The 13,347-nt window shown below is 73.1% G+C and carries 12 protein-coding genes; 7 read left to right on the top strand and 5 right to left on the bottom strand.

Annotated elements, in window-relative coordinates:
- The first annotated feature begins 35 nt into the window (after nucleotides 1-35).
- From ACZ7GJ_RS16330 to fxsA, 4 genes are all read left to right on the top strand, one after another.
- Nucleotides 36-476 (top strand): Lrp/AsnC family transcriptional regulator, encoded by a 441-nt coding sequence (locus ACZ7GJ_RS16330; protein WP_365918508.1) that lies wholly within the window; start codon nucleotides 36-38, stop codon nucleotides 474-476.
- 114 nt (nucleotides 477-590) lie between these two features.
- Entirely contained in the window at nucleotides 591-2,222 is a 1,632-nt protein-coding gene (locus tag ACZ7GJ_RS16325) for an amidohydrolase (RefSeq protein WP_470752209.1), read from the top strand.
- Nucleotides 2,223-2,559: 337 nt separating this feature from the next.
- The gene (locus ACZ7GJ_RS16320; protein WP_470752208.1) at nucleotides 2,560-3,330 is read left to right on the top strand and encodes a polyprenol monophosphomannose synthase; all 771 of its coding nucleotides are present in this window, start codon (nucleotides 2,560-2,562) and stop codon (nucleotides 3,328-3,330) included.
- 85 nt (nucleotides 3,331-3,415) lie between these two features.
- The gene (fxsA, locus tag ACZ7GJ_RS16315; protein ID WP_470752207.1) at nucleotides 3,416-4,009 is read left to right on the top strand and encodes an FxsA family membrane protein; all 594 of its coding nucleotides are present in this window, start codon (nucleotides 3,416-3,418) and stop codon (nucleotides 4,007-4,009) included.
- 94 nt (nucleotides 4,010-4,103) lie between these two features.
- Here fxsA and ACZ7GJ_RS16310 read toward each other — a convergent pair whose 3' ends face one another.
- From ACZ7GJ_RS16310 to ACZ7GJ_RS16300, 3 genes are all read right to left on the bottom strand, one after another.
- Nucleotides 4,104-4,478: an RNA polymerase-binding protein RbpA gene (locus tag ACZ7GJ_RS16310; protein WP_007262928.1), complete on the bottom strand. Its 375-nt coding sequence runs from the start codon at nucleotides 4,476-4,478 to the stop codon at nucleotides 4,104-4,106.
- A 323-nt stretch (nucleotides 4,479-4,801) separates the two neighbouring features.
- Nucleotides 4,802-6,178, bottom strand: coding sequence for an MFS transporter (locus ACZ7GJ_RS16305; RefSeq protein WP_470752205.1), 1,377 nt, complete (start codon nucleotides 6,176-6,178; stop codon nucleotides 4,802-4,804).
- Nucleotides 6,179-6,245: 67 nt separating this feature from the next.
- Nucleotides 6,246-7,016, bottom strand: a complete 771-nt coding sequence (locus tag ACZ7GJ_RS16300; protein WP_470752204.1) for a glycerophosphodiester phosphodiesterase family protein — start codon at nucleotides 7,014-7,016, stop codon at nucleotides 6,246-6,248.
- Nucleotides 7,017-7,196: 180 nt separating this feature from the next.
- Between ACZ7GJ_RS16300 and ACZ7GJ_RS16295 the strand changes: the two genes are divergently transcribed.
- Nucleotides 7,197-8,699 carry an SCO1417 family PLP biosynthesis transcription factor gene (locus ACZ7GJ_RS16295; RefSeq protein ID WP_470752202.1) on the top strand — a complete coding sequence of 501 codons (1,503 nt, stop codon included), beginning with the start codon at nucleotides 7,197-7,199 and terminating at the stop codon, nucleotides 8,697-8,699.
- Nucleotides 8,700-8,879: 180 nt separating this feature from the next.
- Here the strand turns inward: ACZ7GJ_RS16295 and ACZ7GJ_RS16290 are convergent, their stop codons facing one another.
- Both ACZ7GJ_RS16290 and ACZ7GJ_RS16285 read right to left on the bottom strand, forming a co-directional pair.
- Nucleotides 8,880-10,526, bottom strand: coding sequence for a hypothetical protein (locus tag ACZ7GJ_RS16290; RefSeq protein WP_470752201.1), 1,647 nt, complete (start codon nucleotides 10,524-10,526; stop codon nucleotides 8,880-8,882).
- A gap of 50 nt (nucleotides 10,527-10,576) precedes the next feature.
- Nucleotides 10,577-10,771, bottom strand: coding sequence for a hypothetical protein (locus ACZ7GJ_RS16285; protein ID WP_007262923.1), 195 nt, complete (start codon nucleotides 10,769-10,771; stop codon nucleotides 10,577-10,579).
- 303 nt (nucleotides 10,772-11,074) lie between these two features.
- Between ACZ7GJ_RS16285 and ACZ7GJ_RS16280 the strand changes: the two genes are divergently transcribed.
- Together ACZ7GJ_RS16280 and ACZ7GJ_RS16275 are read left to right on the top strand one after the other, a co-directional pair.
- On the top strand, nucleotides 11,075-11,509 hold the full coding sequence (locus ACZ7GJ_RS16280; RefSeq protein WP_470752199.1) for an ankyrin repeat domain-containing protein: 435 nt from the start codon (nucleotides 11,075-11,077) through the stop codon (nucleotides 11,507-11,509).
- A gap of 341 nt (nucleotides 11,510-11,850) precedes the next feature.
- On the top strand, nucleotides 11,851-13,248 hold the full coding sequence (locus ACZ7GJ_RS16275; protein WP_470752198.1) for a HEAT repeat domain-containing protein: 1,398 nt from the start codon (nucleotides 11,851-11,853) through the stop codon (nucleotides 13,246-13,248).
- Nucleotides 13,249-13,347 lie beyond the last annotated feature (99 nt).

The following is a 13,347-nucleotide window of genomic DNA, read 5'->3' as shown; positions in this document are numbered from 1 at the left end:
CGCTCTTGGCCGTAGGTTGAGCGGCTATGAGCGCAATGGAGGAGCTGGACCGCCAGATCGTTGATCTGCTCGTGCGGGACGGGCGGATGAGCTACACGGATCTGGGCAAGGCCACGGGACTGTCCACGTCGGCAGTCCATCAGCGAGTACGCCGCCTGGAGCAGCGCGGAGTGATCCGCGGCTATGCGGCCGTGGTGGACCCGGAGGCGGTGGGCCTGCCCCTGACGGCCTTCATCTCGGTCAAGCCGTTCGACCCGAGCGCGCCCGACGACATCGCCGAGCGGCTGGCCGGCGTCCCCGAGATCGAGGCCTGCCACAGCGTCGCGGGCGACGAGAACTACATCCTCAAGGTCCGCGTCGCCACCCCCTTGGAGCTGGAGGACCTGCTGGGCCGCCTGCGCGCCCTGGCCCACGTCTCGACCCGCACCACGGTGGTCCTCTCCACCCCGTACGAATCCCGCCCCCCGCGCGTGTGACCCCCTGACGCGCCCGGGCCGCGCCCCCGCGGGCCCGGCAGCGCGTCCGGCGGCGCGTCCGGCAGGGGGGGGCCGCGGTCCGGCGGAGCAGCCGGACCCGCGAGACTGGTCCGCATGACAGACCGCACCGCCGACTCCGCCGACGCAGCCGGAGCACCCGGGTCCGCACGGACCGTCCTCCTGCGCGGGGGAGAGGTCCACAGCCCCGCCGACCCCTTCGCCACCGCGATGGTGGTCGAGCGCGGCCACATCGCCTGGGTCGGCTCCGAGGGCGCCGCCGATGCCTTCGCCCAGGGCGTGGACGAGGTGGTCGAGCTCGGCGGCGCGCTCGTCACCCCCGCGTTCACCGACGCCCACGTCCACACCACCTCCGCCGGCCTCGCCCTCACCGGCCTGGACCTGTCCGGGGCCCGTACGCTCGCCGACGCCCTCGACCTCGTACGCGCCTACGCCCTGAGCCGGCCCACCGACCGGGTGCTCCTCGGCCACGGCTGGGACGCCGCCCGCTGGCCCGAGCGCCGCGCGCCCCGCACGGCGGAACTCGACCTGGCCACCGGCGGCCGCCCGCTCTACCTCAGCCGCATCGACGCCCACTCGGCCGTGGTCACCACCGCCCTGCTGGAGCTCGTGCCCGGGGTCGCCGACGAGGGAGCCCCGCTCACCCGCGACGCCCACCACGCCGTACGCCGGGCCGCCCTCGGGGCCCTCACCCCCGGCCAGCGCGCCGAGGCCCAGCGGGCCGCCCTCGACCGGGCCGCCTCCCTCGGCATCGGCTCCGTCCACGAGTGCGGCGGACCCGACATCTCCTCCGCCGAGGACTTCGCCGCCCTCCTGGAGCTGGCCCGCACCCACCCCGGCCCGCGCGTCTTCGGCTACTGGGCCGACCGCGACCTGGGCCTCGCCAAGTCGCTCGGGGCCGTCGGAGCCGCCGGGGACCTGTTCGTCGACGGCGCCCTCGGCTCGCACACCGCCTGCCTGCACGCCCCGTACGCCGACGAGACCCACACCGGTACCGGCTACCTCGACGCGGCCGACGTGGCCGAGCACGTCGCCGCCTGCACCGAGGCGGGCCTCCAGGCCGGCTTCCACGCCATCGGGGACGCCGCGATCACCGCCGTCGTCGAGGGGGTGCGCGCGGCCGCGGAGAAGGTCGGCCTCGCCCGCGTCCGCGCCGCCCGCCACCGGGTCGAGCACGCCGAGATGATGACCCCGGCCACCATCGCCGCCTTCGCGGAGCTCGGCCTCACCGCCTCCGTCCAGCCCGCTTTCGACGCGTTCTGGGGCGGCGAGGACGGCATGTACGCCGACCGGCTCGGCGCGGAGCGGGCCCGCACCCTGAACCCGTACGCCGCGATGCTCAAGGCGGGCGTCCCGCTGGCCTTCGGCTCCGACGCCCCCGTCACCCCGCTCGACCCCTGGGGCACCGTCCGAGCGGCCGCCTTCCACCGGACTCCCGAGCACCGGATCTCCGTACGGGCCGCCTTCACCGCCCACACCCGCGGCGGCTGGAGGGCCCTGGGACGCGACGACGCGGGCGTCCTCGTACCCGGCGCCCCGGCCGACTACGCCGTCTGGCAGACCGCCGAACTGATCGTCCAGGCGCCCGACGACCGGGTCGCCCGCTGGTCCACGGACCCCCGCTCCGGGACCCCGGGACTGCCGGACCTGACCCCCGGCGCGGATCTGCCGGTGTGCCTGGCCACCGTGGTCGGCGGCCGGGAGGTATTCGTACGGCCACAGGGGTGATGAGGCCGGTCGCGGTTCGGTAAGCGCGGTCGGATCCGGATAAGTTCGGCCGGGTCCACCTCAGGACGTCCGTACCGGACGGATCCGTCCGCCCAGCCGCGCCCGCGCCTCGGGGGCGAGGGAAGGTTTCGCCGGATGGGGGTCCCCCCTGCTTCCAAGGGGCTTGGGGGAGGGTGGCCCCAGGTCGGGGCCCGGCGGTCCAGTAGACAACGGCCACGGCGACCCGCAGCCAGCGGGAGCCGGGTCGGCCCGAAGGACCGCGGGCCCCGATCGCTGTTCTAAAATCATCCCCTGTGACAAGACGTACAGGACGTACGAGAACGCAAAAGGGGACCCAGTGAGCGACGGCGGACAGCGGGGCTACGGACCGCTCGGCACGGCCTTGGTGATCATTCCGACCTACAACGAGGCGGAGAACATCGGGCTGATCGTCGGCCGCGTCCGCGCGGCTGTACCCGAGGCCCACATCCTGGTCGCGGACGACAACAGCCCGGACGGCACCGGCAAGCTCGCCGACGAGCTGGCGGCCGGCGACGACCACGTGCACGTCCTGCACCGCAAGGGCAAGGAAGGCCTCGGCGCCGCCTACCTCGCGGGCTTCGCCTGGGGCCTGGACAACGGCTACGGGGTCCTCGTCGAGATGGACGCCGACGGCTCCCACCAGCCCGAGGAGCTGCCCCGCCTGCTGACCGCCCTGGAGGGCGCCGACCTCGTGCTGGGCTCCCGCTGGGTGCCGGGCGGCCGGGTCGTCAACTGGCCCAAGAGCCGCGAGATCCTCTCCCGCGGCGGTTCCACCTACTCCCGCCTCATGCTGGGCGTCCCGATCCGCGACGTCACCGGCGGCTACCGCGCCTTCCGCCGCGAGACCCTCGAAGGCCTGGGCCTGGACGAGGTGGCCTCCGCGGGCTACTGCTTCCAGGTGGACCTGGCCCGCCGGGCCGTGGCCAAGGGCTTCCGCGTCGTCGAGGTGCCCATCACCTTCGTCGAGCGCGAGTTCGGCGACAGCAAGATGAGCAAGGACATCGTGCGCGAGGCCCTGTGGCGGGTCACCCAGTGGGGCATCCAGGCCCGCACGGAGAAGCTGACGGGCAAGGCCAAGAAGGCCTGACGTGCGCCTGCCGGCCGTCCCTTAGGGGATGTCCGGTACCTCCGACTGAGGTCGCTTTTACGGCGTGCCAGGCACACTGGAGAGCATGACGACCGGCGTTTCCCCTTCGACGGCCCCCCGGCGGCGCTCGCCCGCCCGTACGATCCTCCCCCTGGCGGTCGCCGCCTGGCTGATCCTGGAGATCTGGCTGCTCAGCCTGGTCGCGGGTGCGGCCGGCGGCGCCGTGGCCGTCGCCGCGCTGCTCGCGGGCGGGCTGGTGCTCGGTGTGGTGGTCATCAAGCGGGCCGGGCGGCGTGCCTTCAAGAACCTGACGGACACCTTCCAGCAGGCCCAGGCGGGCGGTCGGCCCGCTCCGCAGCAGCCCGGCACCGGCAACGGCCTGACGATGCTGGCCGGCCTGCTCCTGATCATGCCCGGCCTGATCTCCGACGCGGCGGGACTGCTCCTGCTGCTCCCGCCCGTCCGGGCGCTGGTCGGGCGCCGTTTCGCCCGCTCCCTGGAGCGCAAGATGGCCACGGCGCCCGCCGGGACCTTCGGCGACGCCTTCCAGCAGGCGCGGATCCACTACCCCGACGGCAAGGTCGTCCAGGGCGAGGTCATCCGCGAGGACGGCTCGCCGGCGTCCGGCCCGGGGCACCCCGGCCAGGACGACGGGTACCGTCCGCCGCTCGCCCCGTAGGCAGGGCTCCCGCAGGGAAAAACGAAAAGCTGAGGGGCCCCGCCACACTGTGTGGCGGGGCCCCTCAGCTTTTCCCGTGCTCAGCGCCCGCGGGTTACGCGGACTTGCGGCTGTCCCGCGGATGCACGGCAATGTTCATGGCGCCGGAACGAAGGACCGCCAGCCTTTCGGCGAGCACTTCCTCCAGCTCCTCGCGGGTGCGTCGCTCCATGAGCATGTCCCAGTGCGTTCGCGCAGGCTTGCCCTTCTTCTCTTCGGGCCCGTCCCCGTCCACCAGGAGTGCCATGGCGCCGCACGCCTTGCACTCCCACTCCGGCGGAATTTCTGCCTCAACCGAGAACGGCATCTCAAATCGATGTCCGTTCTGGCATGCGTACTCCACCGCCTGGCGCGGGGCCAGATCGATGCCGCGGTCCGTCTCGTAGCTGGTAACCACGAGCCGCGTACCGCGGAGAGCTCGCTCACTCATGAATCGTGCCTCCCGGGCTTGTCGCCCACAGGACAGGTGTCGCTGTCGTCGTCATCCGGTCAACGTCCGGTCGGCGGTATAGATTCCCGCTCCGGGTCACGCGTCGCCCGTCGTGCCGCCCCTTGTTGTACCCACCAATGCCCGTTTTGTCACATCTGGCAGCAGATGTCACCCAACGTCTTCACTTCTTCAGCACGCAGTAACGGTCCGCCTGGCAGGCCAAAGGCGTACACTACCGGCCCTTCGCTTCAACGTCGAAATCCGTTCGGAATTCGTTCGTGGATCCGGTTCGGGCCGACCGCCGCGCGAGCCTGGATCCGGTCTCAGATCCGCTCGGGTACAGGATTGCCCGCCGCCTCCACGGCGCGCCGCACCGGCACCCTGGCGAGCAGCACGAAACCCAGTGCGAAGAAGACCACCAACGAGATGATCGAGTCCCGGTAGCTGCCCGTCAGCTGGTACGTGAGGCCGAAGACCAGCGGTCCCACCCAGCTCAGCCCGCGGTCGCTCATCTCGTACGCGGAGAAGTACTCGGCCTCCTTGCCCGCCGGCACCAGGTGCGAGAACAGCGAGCGCGACAGCGCCTGGCTGCCGCCCAGCACCAGTCCGATCATCGCGGCGAGTGCGAAGAACCACACCGGGGTCCGCGCCGGCAGGAAGTATCCGGCGGCCAGGGTCAGGCCCCACGCCGCCAGCGAGCCGAGGATCGTCCGCTTCGCGCCGTGCACCGCGGCCAGTCGGCCCATCCCCAGCGCACCCACCACGGCCAGGACCTGCACCAGCAGCACGGCCACGATCAGCGTGGACTGCTCCAGCTCCAGCTCCTCCGAGCCGTAGATCGAGGCCTGGGAGATCACGGTCTGCACGCCGTCGTTGTAGATCAGGTACGCGAGCAGGAACGACAGGGTCAGCGGGTAGCGCCGCATGTCCTTCAACGTGGCGATCAGCTGCCGCCACCCGCTCACCGCGGCCGCGCCCGGATCGCGTACGACCGCCCGGTCGCGCAGCCGGCGCAGCGGGACGATCGCGAAGGCACCCCACCACAGGCCGGCCGAGGCCAGGCAGATGCGCACCGCCGCGCCCTCGGACAGGCCGAAGGACTCGTGGCCCTGGAAGAGCACCAGGTTCAGCACCAGCACGAGGGCGCCCGAGGCGTAGCCGAAGGCCCAGCCGCGCGACGAGACGCTGTCGCGCTCGTCCGGGGTCGCGATCTGCGGCAGGAAGGCGTTGTAGAGCACCATCGAGACCGCGAGCGAGGCGTTCGCGACGATCAGCAGCAGCCCGCCCAGCAGGTAGCGCTCACCGCCCAGGAAGAACATGCCGGCCGTCGCCGTGGCGCCCGTGTACGCCGCGGCAGCCAGCAGCGCCTTCTTGCGGCCGGTGCGGTCGGCGAGCGCACCCACCAGCGGCATGATCAGGATGGCCACGATCACCGAGGCCGATACCGCGTACGCGAAGTAGGAACCCGCCCGGACCGGGATGCCCAGCGGGTGCACGTACCCCTCGGCGTCCGCGGCGGCCTTGGCCACCGAGGTCAGGTACGGCCCGAGGAACACCGTCAGCACGCTCGTCGAGTAGACCGAGCAGGCGAAGTCGTAGAAATACCAGCCGTGCTGTTCGCGCTTGCGGGCCGCCGCGGCGGCCTCGGCTCTGCCGTCCTCCGCGCCCGGTTCCGCTTCTGCTGTCGTCCGCGCACTCATGAGTGCCCCCTCGCTGGTCCCCGTACCGCAGCGGCCGCCTCGCCGGGCACGGCGGCCGAAGGGCTCGTCAGGCCCAGGCCCCGCGCCGGTCCAGCACCGTGCGCAAGATGTCGATCCGGTCGGTCATGATGCCATCGACACCCAGGTCGAGCAGCGCTTCCATACGTTCCGGTTCGTTCACGGTCCAGACGTGCACCTGGAGTCCCCGCTCGTGCGCGGTGCGTACGAACCGCCGGTCGACCACGCGGATGCCCCCCTGGGTCTCCGGCACCTGCGCCGCCACCGCACCCGCGCGCAGCGCCGCCGGGATCGCGAACGAGCGCAGCCGCAGCCCCAGCACCCCGCGCACCCCGTACGAGGTGGCCAGGCGCGGCCCGGCGATCTTCTGGGCCCGCGCCACCCGGCTCTCCGAGAACGAGCCCACGCAGACCCGGTCCCAGACCCCGGCCCGCGCGATCAGGTTGACCAGCGGATGGAGCGCCGACTCGTCCTTGATGTCGACGTTCCAGCGGGCGTCCGGGAACTCCTCCAGCAGCTCCTCGAAGAGCGCCAGCGGCTCGGTCCCGCCCACCCGGGCCTCGCGGATACGGCTCCAGGGCAGCTCGCGGATGCGGCCCTGCCCGTCCGTCACCCGGTCCAGGGTCGCGTCGTGGAAGGCCACCAGCTTCCCGTCGGCCGCGGCGTGCACATCGGTCTCGAAGTACCGGTATCCCGCGGCGGCGGCCCGGCGGAAGGCGGCGGCGGTGTTCTCCAGTCCGTCCGCGGCCCCGCCCCGGTGTGCGAACGGGATGGGAGTCGGGTGGTCCAGATACGGGTGGCGAAGGCGTACGTGCGTCACCGCCGCAGTATGCCCCGGACCGGCGCCGACCGGATGGCCGGGCGGTGAACGGCTCCACCGCAACCGGCCCCGCTGGTCCGAATGGACCCCCGCATGCCACTCTGTGAGGGCAGAACCAATCCAATACCGGCCTCTGCCGCACCCGGTCGGGGCCAATTCGACGAAGGTGGACCGGACAGCATGGCTCAGTGGACCTCGGCGGTCGGTGCCGCCCAGCTCGCCCGGCTCATCACCTCCCAGCAGGAACGGCCCGCCGTGCCCGGCGCCCGCAAGCTGCCCGCGTACCGCACGCTGGCCGACGGGATCCGCCTCCTCGTCCTGGAGGGCAGGGTCCCCGTCGCCGCCAGGCTGCCCGCCGAGCGGGAGCTCGCCGTCGCGCTCTCCCTCAGCCGCACCACCGTCGCCGCCGCCTACGAGGCCCTGCGCGGCGAGGGATTCCTGGAGTCCCGCCGCGGCGCCGGCAGCTGGACCGCCGTACCGGCCGGCAACCCGCTGCCCGCCCGGGGCCTGGAACCGCTGCCCCCCGAGTCCCTCGGCTCGATGATCGACCTCGGCTGCGCGGCCCTCCCGGCCCCCGAGCCCTGGCTCACCAAGGCCGTCCAGGGCGCCCTCGAAGAACTCCCGCCCTACGCCCACACCCACGGCGACTACCCCGCCGGGCTGCCCGCGCTGCGCCGGATGCTCGCCGACCGCTACACCGAGCGCGGCATCCCGACCATGCCCGAGCAGATCATGGTCACCACCGGGGCCATGGGCGCCATCGACGCCATCTGCAGCCTCTTCGCGGGCCGCGGCGAGCGCATCGCCGTCGAATCCCCCTCCTACGCCAACATCCTCCAGCTCATGCGCGCCGCAGGGGCCCGCCTCGTACCGGTCGCCATGGCGGAAGGGCTGACCGGCTGGGACATGGACGTCTGGCGCCAGGTGCTGAGGGACTCCGCCCCGCGCCTGGCCTACGTCGTCGCCGACTTCCACAACCCGACCGGCGCCCTGGCCACCGACGAACAGCGCCGCGCCATGGTCGAGGCCGCCCGCTCCGCCGGCACCGTCCTCATCGCCGACGAGACCATGGCCGAACTCCAGCTGGAACCGGACCTCCACATGCCGCGCCCGGTCTGCTCCTTCGACCCGGCCGGTTCCACCGTCATCACCGTCGGCTCCGCCAGCAAGGCCTTCTGGGCCGGGATGCGGATCGGCTGGGTCCGTGCGGCCCCCGACGTCATCCGCAGCCTCGTCGCGGCCCGCGCGTACGCCGACCTCGGCACCCCCGTGCTGGAGCAGCTCGCGGTGAACTGGCTGATGCGCACCGGCGGCTGGGCGGAGGCCGTGGAGATCCGCCGCGACCAGGCCCGGGAGAACCGCGACGCGCTCGTCGCCGCGGTCCGCCGGGAGCTGCCCGACTGGGAGTTCCAGGTCCCGCGCGGCGGGCTGACCCTGTGGGCCCGCGCCGGCGGGCTGTCCGGCTCCCGGCTCGCCGAGGTGGGGGAGCGGGTCGGCGTACGGGTCCCCTCGGGCCCGCGGTTCGGCGTCGACGGCGCCTTCGAGGGCTACGTCCGGCTGCCGTTCACCGTGGGCGGCCCGGTGGCCGAGGAAGCCGCATCCCGCCTGGCCGCGGCGGCCCGCCTGGTCGGCACCGGCGCGGGCGGCAGCGGCGCGGAACCGCCGCGGACGTTCGTGGCGTAGGGGGTGTCTGACGGATGTCCGTGGGGGAAGGAGCGGCGTCCGGTGCGTGCTCTCGGCGTGCCGACCGGAAGCCCGCGTACTGGACGTACTCGGGCTTCCGGTCGGTGCGGCGAGAGCGCGTGCCGGGCGTCGCGACGCCGCGGACATCCGTCAGACACCCCCTAGCCGCAGGAGGGGAACTCAAGGCGCGTCCGCCGGCACCTCGGGGATCTCCGAGGCGTCGATCGCCGATGCCTGCGCCTGGGCCGGGGGCTGCGCCTGCAACGGCTTGGTCAGGGTGACGTGGCCGACCCGGTCCTGGCCCGCGACGGCCCCCGCCTGCTGGCGCCCGGGCAGGAGCTCCAGCACGGCCTGGCGGTGCGCCGGGTGCGTCGAGTCGTCGTACGGGTCCGGCGTGGCGGGTACCTGGAGGCGGTGCACGGGACCGGTGGCGAGCCGCGCGTACCCGCGCCCCGGCGGCACCTGGGCCGGCGGGGTGGTGTGCGGCGGCAGCCCCAGTACGTCGGCGATCTGCTGGACCGGAGCCGGCCCCAGCACCACGCGGGCCCGGGTGTGCTGCCAGACGGCGTCGTTCAGCAGCTCCAGGTGGTCGTGGTGCTCGGCCACCACCACCGTCACGTTCGCGGCGCGCCCGTGCCGCAGCGGCACCTGGAGCTGCGCCAGCGGGTCCGGGGCGCCCTCCGCCATCGCCAGGTGGGCCAGCACGGTCGGCTGGTCCAGCAGGATCCACAGCGGCCGCCGGGTGTCCTGCGGCGCGGGCCGCCCGGCCTCGCGGGCCCGGTGGGTGGCGATCAGCCGCCGCTCGGTCTCCTGCGCGGCCCACTCCAGGATGGCCAGGGCCCCGGCGGGCCCGCACTCGACGGCCAGGACGCCGGTGCGGCCGGACAGGCAGGCGTACTCGCCGCTGCCGCCGCCCTCGACGACCAGTACGTCGCCGCCGTGCTGGAGGGCCTGCAGGGCGATGGAGCGCAGCAGGGTCGAGGTGCCGCTGCCGGGCTGGCCGACGGCCAGCAGGTGCGGCTCGCAGGAGCGGGGGCCGGTGCGCCAGATCACCGGCGGCACGTCCCGGGGCTCGTCGCCCTCCAGCACCGGCAGGGTGCGCTGCACGCTTCCGGCGTCGGTGAACCCGAGCACGGTCTCACCGGGGGAGGTCACGAACGGCTGGGCGGCGATACCCGTCGGCAGCGCCGCCAGCACACTGAGGTCGAGCTGGTTGCCCTCCTCGTCCCAGTCGAAGAGGTACTCCCGTCCGCGCCCGGACTTGGCGTGCAGCAGTGCCTCGATCCGGGCCCGTGAGGCGGCCTCGCCGTCGGTGAAGTAGGCCGGGTAACGGATGTGGAGCCGGGTGACGCGGCCCGCCTCGTCGAACTCGTAGCCGCTGAAGGCCCTGTCCCAGTCCCCGCCGTGGGCGAAGAGCGGATTGGGGTCTTCCGGGATGGAGAAGTACGGCACGAGGGCTTCGTAGAGGGAGCCGAGCCGTTCGGTCTCGGCATCGCTGGGCCCGGACTTCGCCGGGGTGCGGTCGCGTCCCTGCCAGGCCGCTGCCGCCATGAGCGTGATCAGGGCGGTGAGGGGGCCGTAGGGGACGAGCGCGACCACGAGGATGCAGGCTGCGCCCAGGAACAGCGCGGGACCACGCTTGTCCTTGGGCGTCCCGGACCATTTGCGCCGCCCGGCCGAGGCCAGGATGCGCAGGCCGCGTCCGATGGTGAGGAGCGGATGGAGGACGTCCGTGGCGCTGTCGGCGGCCGTGCGAGCGAGGTCGCGGCCCCGGGCCAGCGACGAGGTGCCGTTGCTGAGGATGCGGGGAAGTGGGCGCCGGGCCACGGGCGTCTCCTGGAGTTGTGGGTGTGGCGGGACGGTGCGGTCGGGCGGCGCTAGAGCTTGATCCCGCCGAGCAGGCTCGCGAGGCTCGCGGTGCTCGCCGTGATGCTGGGGGCGATGGCCGAGCCGGCGAGGAAGAAGCCGAACAGCGCGCAGACGAACGCGTGCGTCAGCTTCATTCCGTCCTTCTTGAAGAACAGGAAGCAGATGATGCCGAGCAGTACGACACCTGAGATGGACAGGACCATGAGAGGTTCTCCTGGTGGGTGGGGACAGTCACCATCAGTTCTTCCAGGCTCACAGCAAGTATCAATGCGACAAAAGGTGCATACGGGTGAATCGCGCCGTTTTTCACTTGACCGGCCCTCCCCGGCTGGCGCGTCGGCCGTGAAGGGGTTGCGCGGTGATCCTTGCCTCGGCCCCCGCCGCTCATGTGCAGGTCCGGGCGCTACCCTGGCGATTCACCCGTACGGACGCAGCGCCGTACGCACCCCTGTCCGCACGGCCTGGGGAGACTCCTTGCCACCAGCGAGTGAAAGGCGGTACGACCGATGAGCGAGCGCAAGCCCGAGCACGAGCCCACCGCGGACGGTTCCCAGGGCGCCCCCGACGAGGACGTCATCGAACTGGCCACCAAGATCTTCGACCTCGCCCGCAACGGCCGGACCGCGGAGCTCGCCGCCTACCTCGACGCCGGAGTCCCCGCGAACCTCACCAACGACCGCGGCGACACCCTCGTCATGCTGGCCGCCTACCACGGCCACGCCGACGCCGTCACGGCCCTGCTGGCCCGCGGCGCCGAGGCCGACCGCGCCAACGACCGCGGCCAGACCCCGCTCGCCGGAGCCGTCTTCAAGGGCGAGGAGGCCGTCATCCGCGCCCTGCTCGCCGGCGGCGCCGACCCGAACGCCGGAACGCCCTCCGCCGTGGACACGGCCCGCATGTTCGCCAAGGCCGACCTGCTCGAACTCTTCGGAGCCAAGTAGTCCGCTTTTTGGCGGGGGATGACCGCCGACTGACCACCGCGCACCTCACAGGTTGGTCACGGCAGCCGGAAATGTGGTCGCGGTGCACAAAGCGGCTGGGTCATCATGGCGTCGGATTCGATTCGCGGACATGACGGACGGGCAGGAGCGGACTGGACACAACGGGTGTCCACAGCCACCCCTGCCACACCGGCCGGCACGGTCGCGAAGCACCGACGAGAGTGAGAAGGCAATGGTCTACATCGAGCGGAACATGACGGCGGACGTCCTCACATGCTGTTACGCGGCCCTGTGAATCCCGATTCCCGGTTGCGTCCCCAGCTTGATTTGAGGCCATTCCCATGTTCGAACCAGTCATAGCGCCAAGCGGCACCCTGCTCGGGCTCCTCCAGCGCGGTCGCGGCGACGGCACCCTGCACGCCCTCGCGGCACCCCGGGCGGAGGCCCTCGCGGCCGTCAACCAGTGCGTGCTCCGCGACCCGCGCCAGGACTGGCAGGTCGAGAACCGCTCGCTGTACTACGCCCGCCTGTACTTGGACCTCGACGGCCCCCTCGGCGAGATCGAGACCCACCTCTTCAGCGCGGAAGACCTCTTCGACGAGGAGGACCACCGCACCGGCCTCGCCCTGTCCGTACTCGGTCACCTCGCCTCGTACGGACGCGACGACGCGCTGATGCTGCTGCGCCGGTATGCCGCCTCCGGCTCGAACTGGGCCTGGGCCCTCGACGAGCTCGCCCTGCGCGACGACGACGAAGGCCTGCGCGGCCTCGCCGCACCCGTCCTCGCCCGGTTCCCCGACACCGCGGAGGGTGGGGCGCGGCTGGCCGCCGCCGTCCGCGACGCGTACGAACCCAGGCCCTGGTGCCTGTGGGAAGAGTCACCCGAGTACGGAGAGCGGCTGCGCGCCGCCCGCCAACAGGGCTCCTTCGACCGCTGGCAGCGCCAGCTGACCCCCAGCGGCCCCCGGCCCGGCTGGGGCGTCCAGGCCGTCTTCGACTGGGCCGCGGACGGCCTGCGCCGCGGCACCCCGCTGCACGTGCCCGCCGCGCGATGCCTCGCCGCCGTCGCCGCGCCCGATGACCGCCCCGCCATCCTGGCGGCCGCCGCCGGAGCCTCCGGCGAGGCCGCCCGCGCCACCGCCCTGCACCACCTGGTCCTCGCCGAACCGGACAACCCGGCCGTCCTGGACCTCATCGAAGCCGCCGGCGACGAGCCCGCCGTAGCCGCCTACGAGCGCATGTGCGGCCCCGCCGCCGTCGAACGGGCCCGACGCTGGGTCCACCGCCCCGACGCCCTGGGAGCGGCCGCCGCGGCCCTCCTGGCCGCCTGCGGCGGCGCCGATGACGCCAAGCTCGTCCTGGGAGCCCTGCGCTCCACCGTCCGCGGCTCCGGCCCCGACACCCGGCGACTGTTCGCCCTGGTCGACGGAGCGGGCCGACTGGCGATCGGCTGCGCGGCCCCGGTGCTGCGCCACATCTACCGCGAGACGGCCTCGTCCCACCTCCGCGGCCGCGCCGCCCGGGCGCTGGCGAGCACGGACCCGTCCTTCGCGGCCGGCTTCGCCGTCGAATGCCTCTGGGACTGCGAGGAGACCACCCGCGAGGTGGCGGCCCGCAACGCGGAAACGGCGGACGCCCGCGTAGCCCCGCGGCTGCGCCGCCTGGCGACGGACCCGGCGGAGGAAGAAGACGTCCAGTCGGCGGTCCGGAGCCGGATCGCACCGGAGTCGGCGGTGTAGCGGCTCGGGGATGATGTCGGGTACCCCGTCCACTCGGTGGCGTTGACGGGGTCCGGGGGCGTCCCGTCAGTCCACTGTCCTTCCGGGCCGGTCCGGTCC

The organism is Streptomyces sp. NPDC037242, from assembly GCF_055604165.1.
This window is presented reverse-complemented; position numbering and strand designations above follow the sequence as displayed.

What these genes read in the sequence shown, in the direction of transcription:
- fxsA (WP_470752207.1), top strand. Translation starts at nt 3,416, where the DNA reads ATGACGACCGGCGTTTCCCCTTCGACGGCCCCCCGGCGGCGCTCGCCC.
- ACZ7GJ_RS16295 (WP_470752202.1), top strand. Translation starts at nt 7,197, where the DNA reads ATGGCTCAGTGGACCTCGGCGGTCGGTGCCGCCCAGCTCGCCCGGCTC.
- ACZ7GJ_RS16280 (WP_470752199.1), top strand. Translation starts at nt 11,075, where the DNA reads ATGAGCGAGCGCAAGCCCGAGCACGAGCCCACCGCGGACGGTTCCCAG.
- ACZ7GJ_RS16285 (WP_007262923.1), bottom strand. Translation starts at nt 10,771, where the DNA reads ATGGTCCTGTCCATCTCAGGTGTCGTACTGCTCGGCATCATCTGCTTC.
- ACZ7GJ_RS16310 (WP_007262928.1), bottom strand. Translation starts at nt 4,478, where the DNA reads ATGAGTGAGCGAGCTCTCCGCGGTACGCGGCTCGTGGTTACCAGCTAC.
- ACZ7GJ_RS16275 (WP_470752198.1), top strand. Translation starts at nt 11,851, where the DNA reads ATGTTCGAACCAGTCATAGCGCCAAGCGGCACCCTGCTCGGGCTCCTC.
- ACZ7GJ_RS16325 (WP_470752209.1), top strand. Translation starts at nt 591, where the DNA reads ATGACAGACCGCACCGCCGACTCCGCCGACGCAGCCGGAGCACCCGGG.
- ACZ7GJ_RS16330 (WP_365918508.1), top strand. Translation starts at nt 36, where the DNA reads ATGGAGGAGCTGGACCGCCAGATCGTTGATCTGCTCGTGCGGGACGGG.
- ACZ7GJ_RS16305 (WP_470752205.1), bottom strand. Translation starts at nt 6,178, where the DNA reads ATGAGTGCGCGGACGACAGCAGAAGCGGAACCGGGCGCGGAGGACGGC.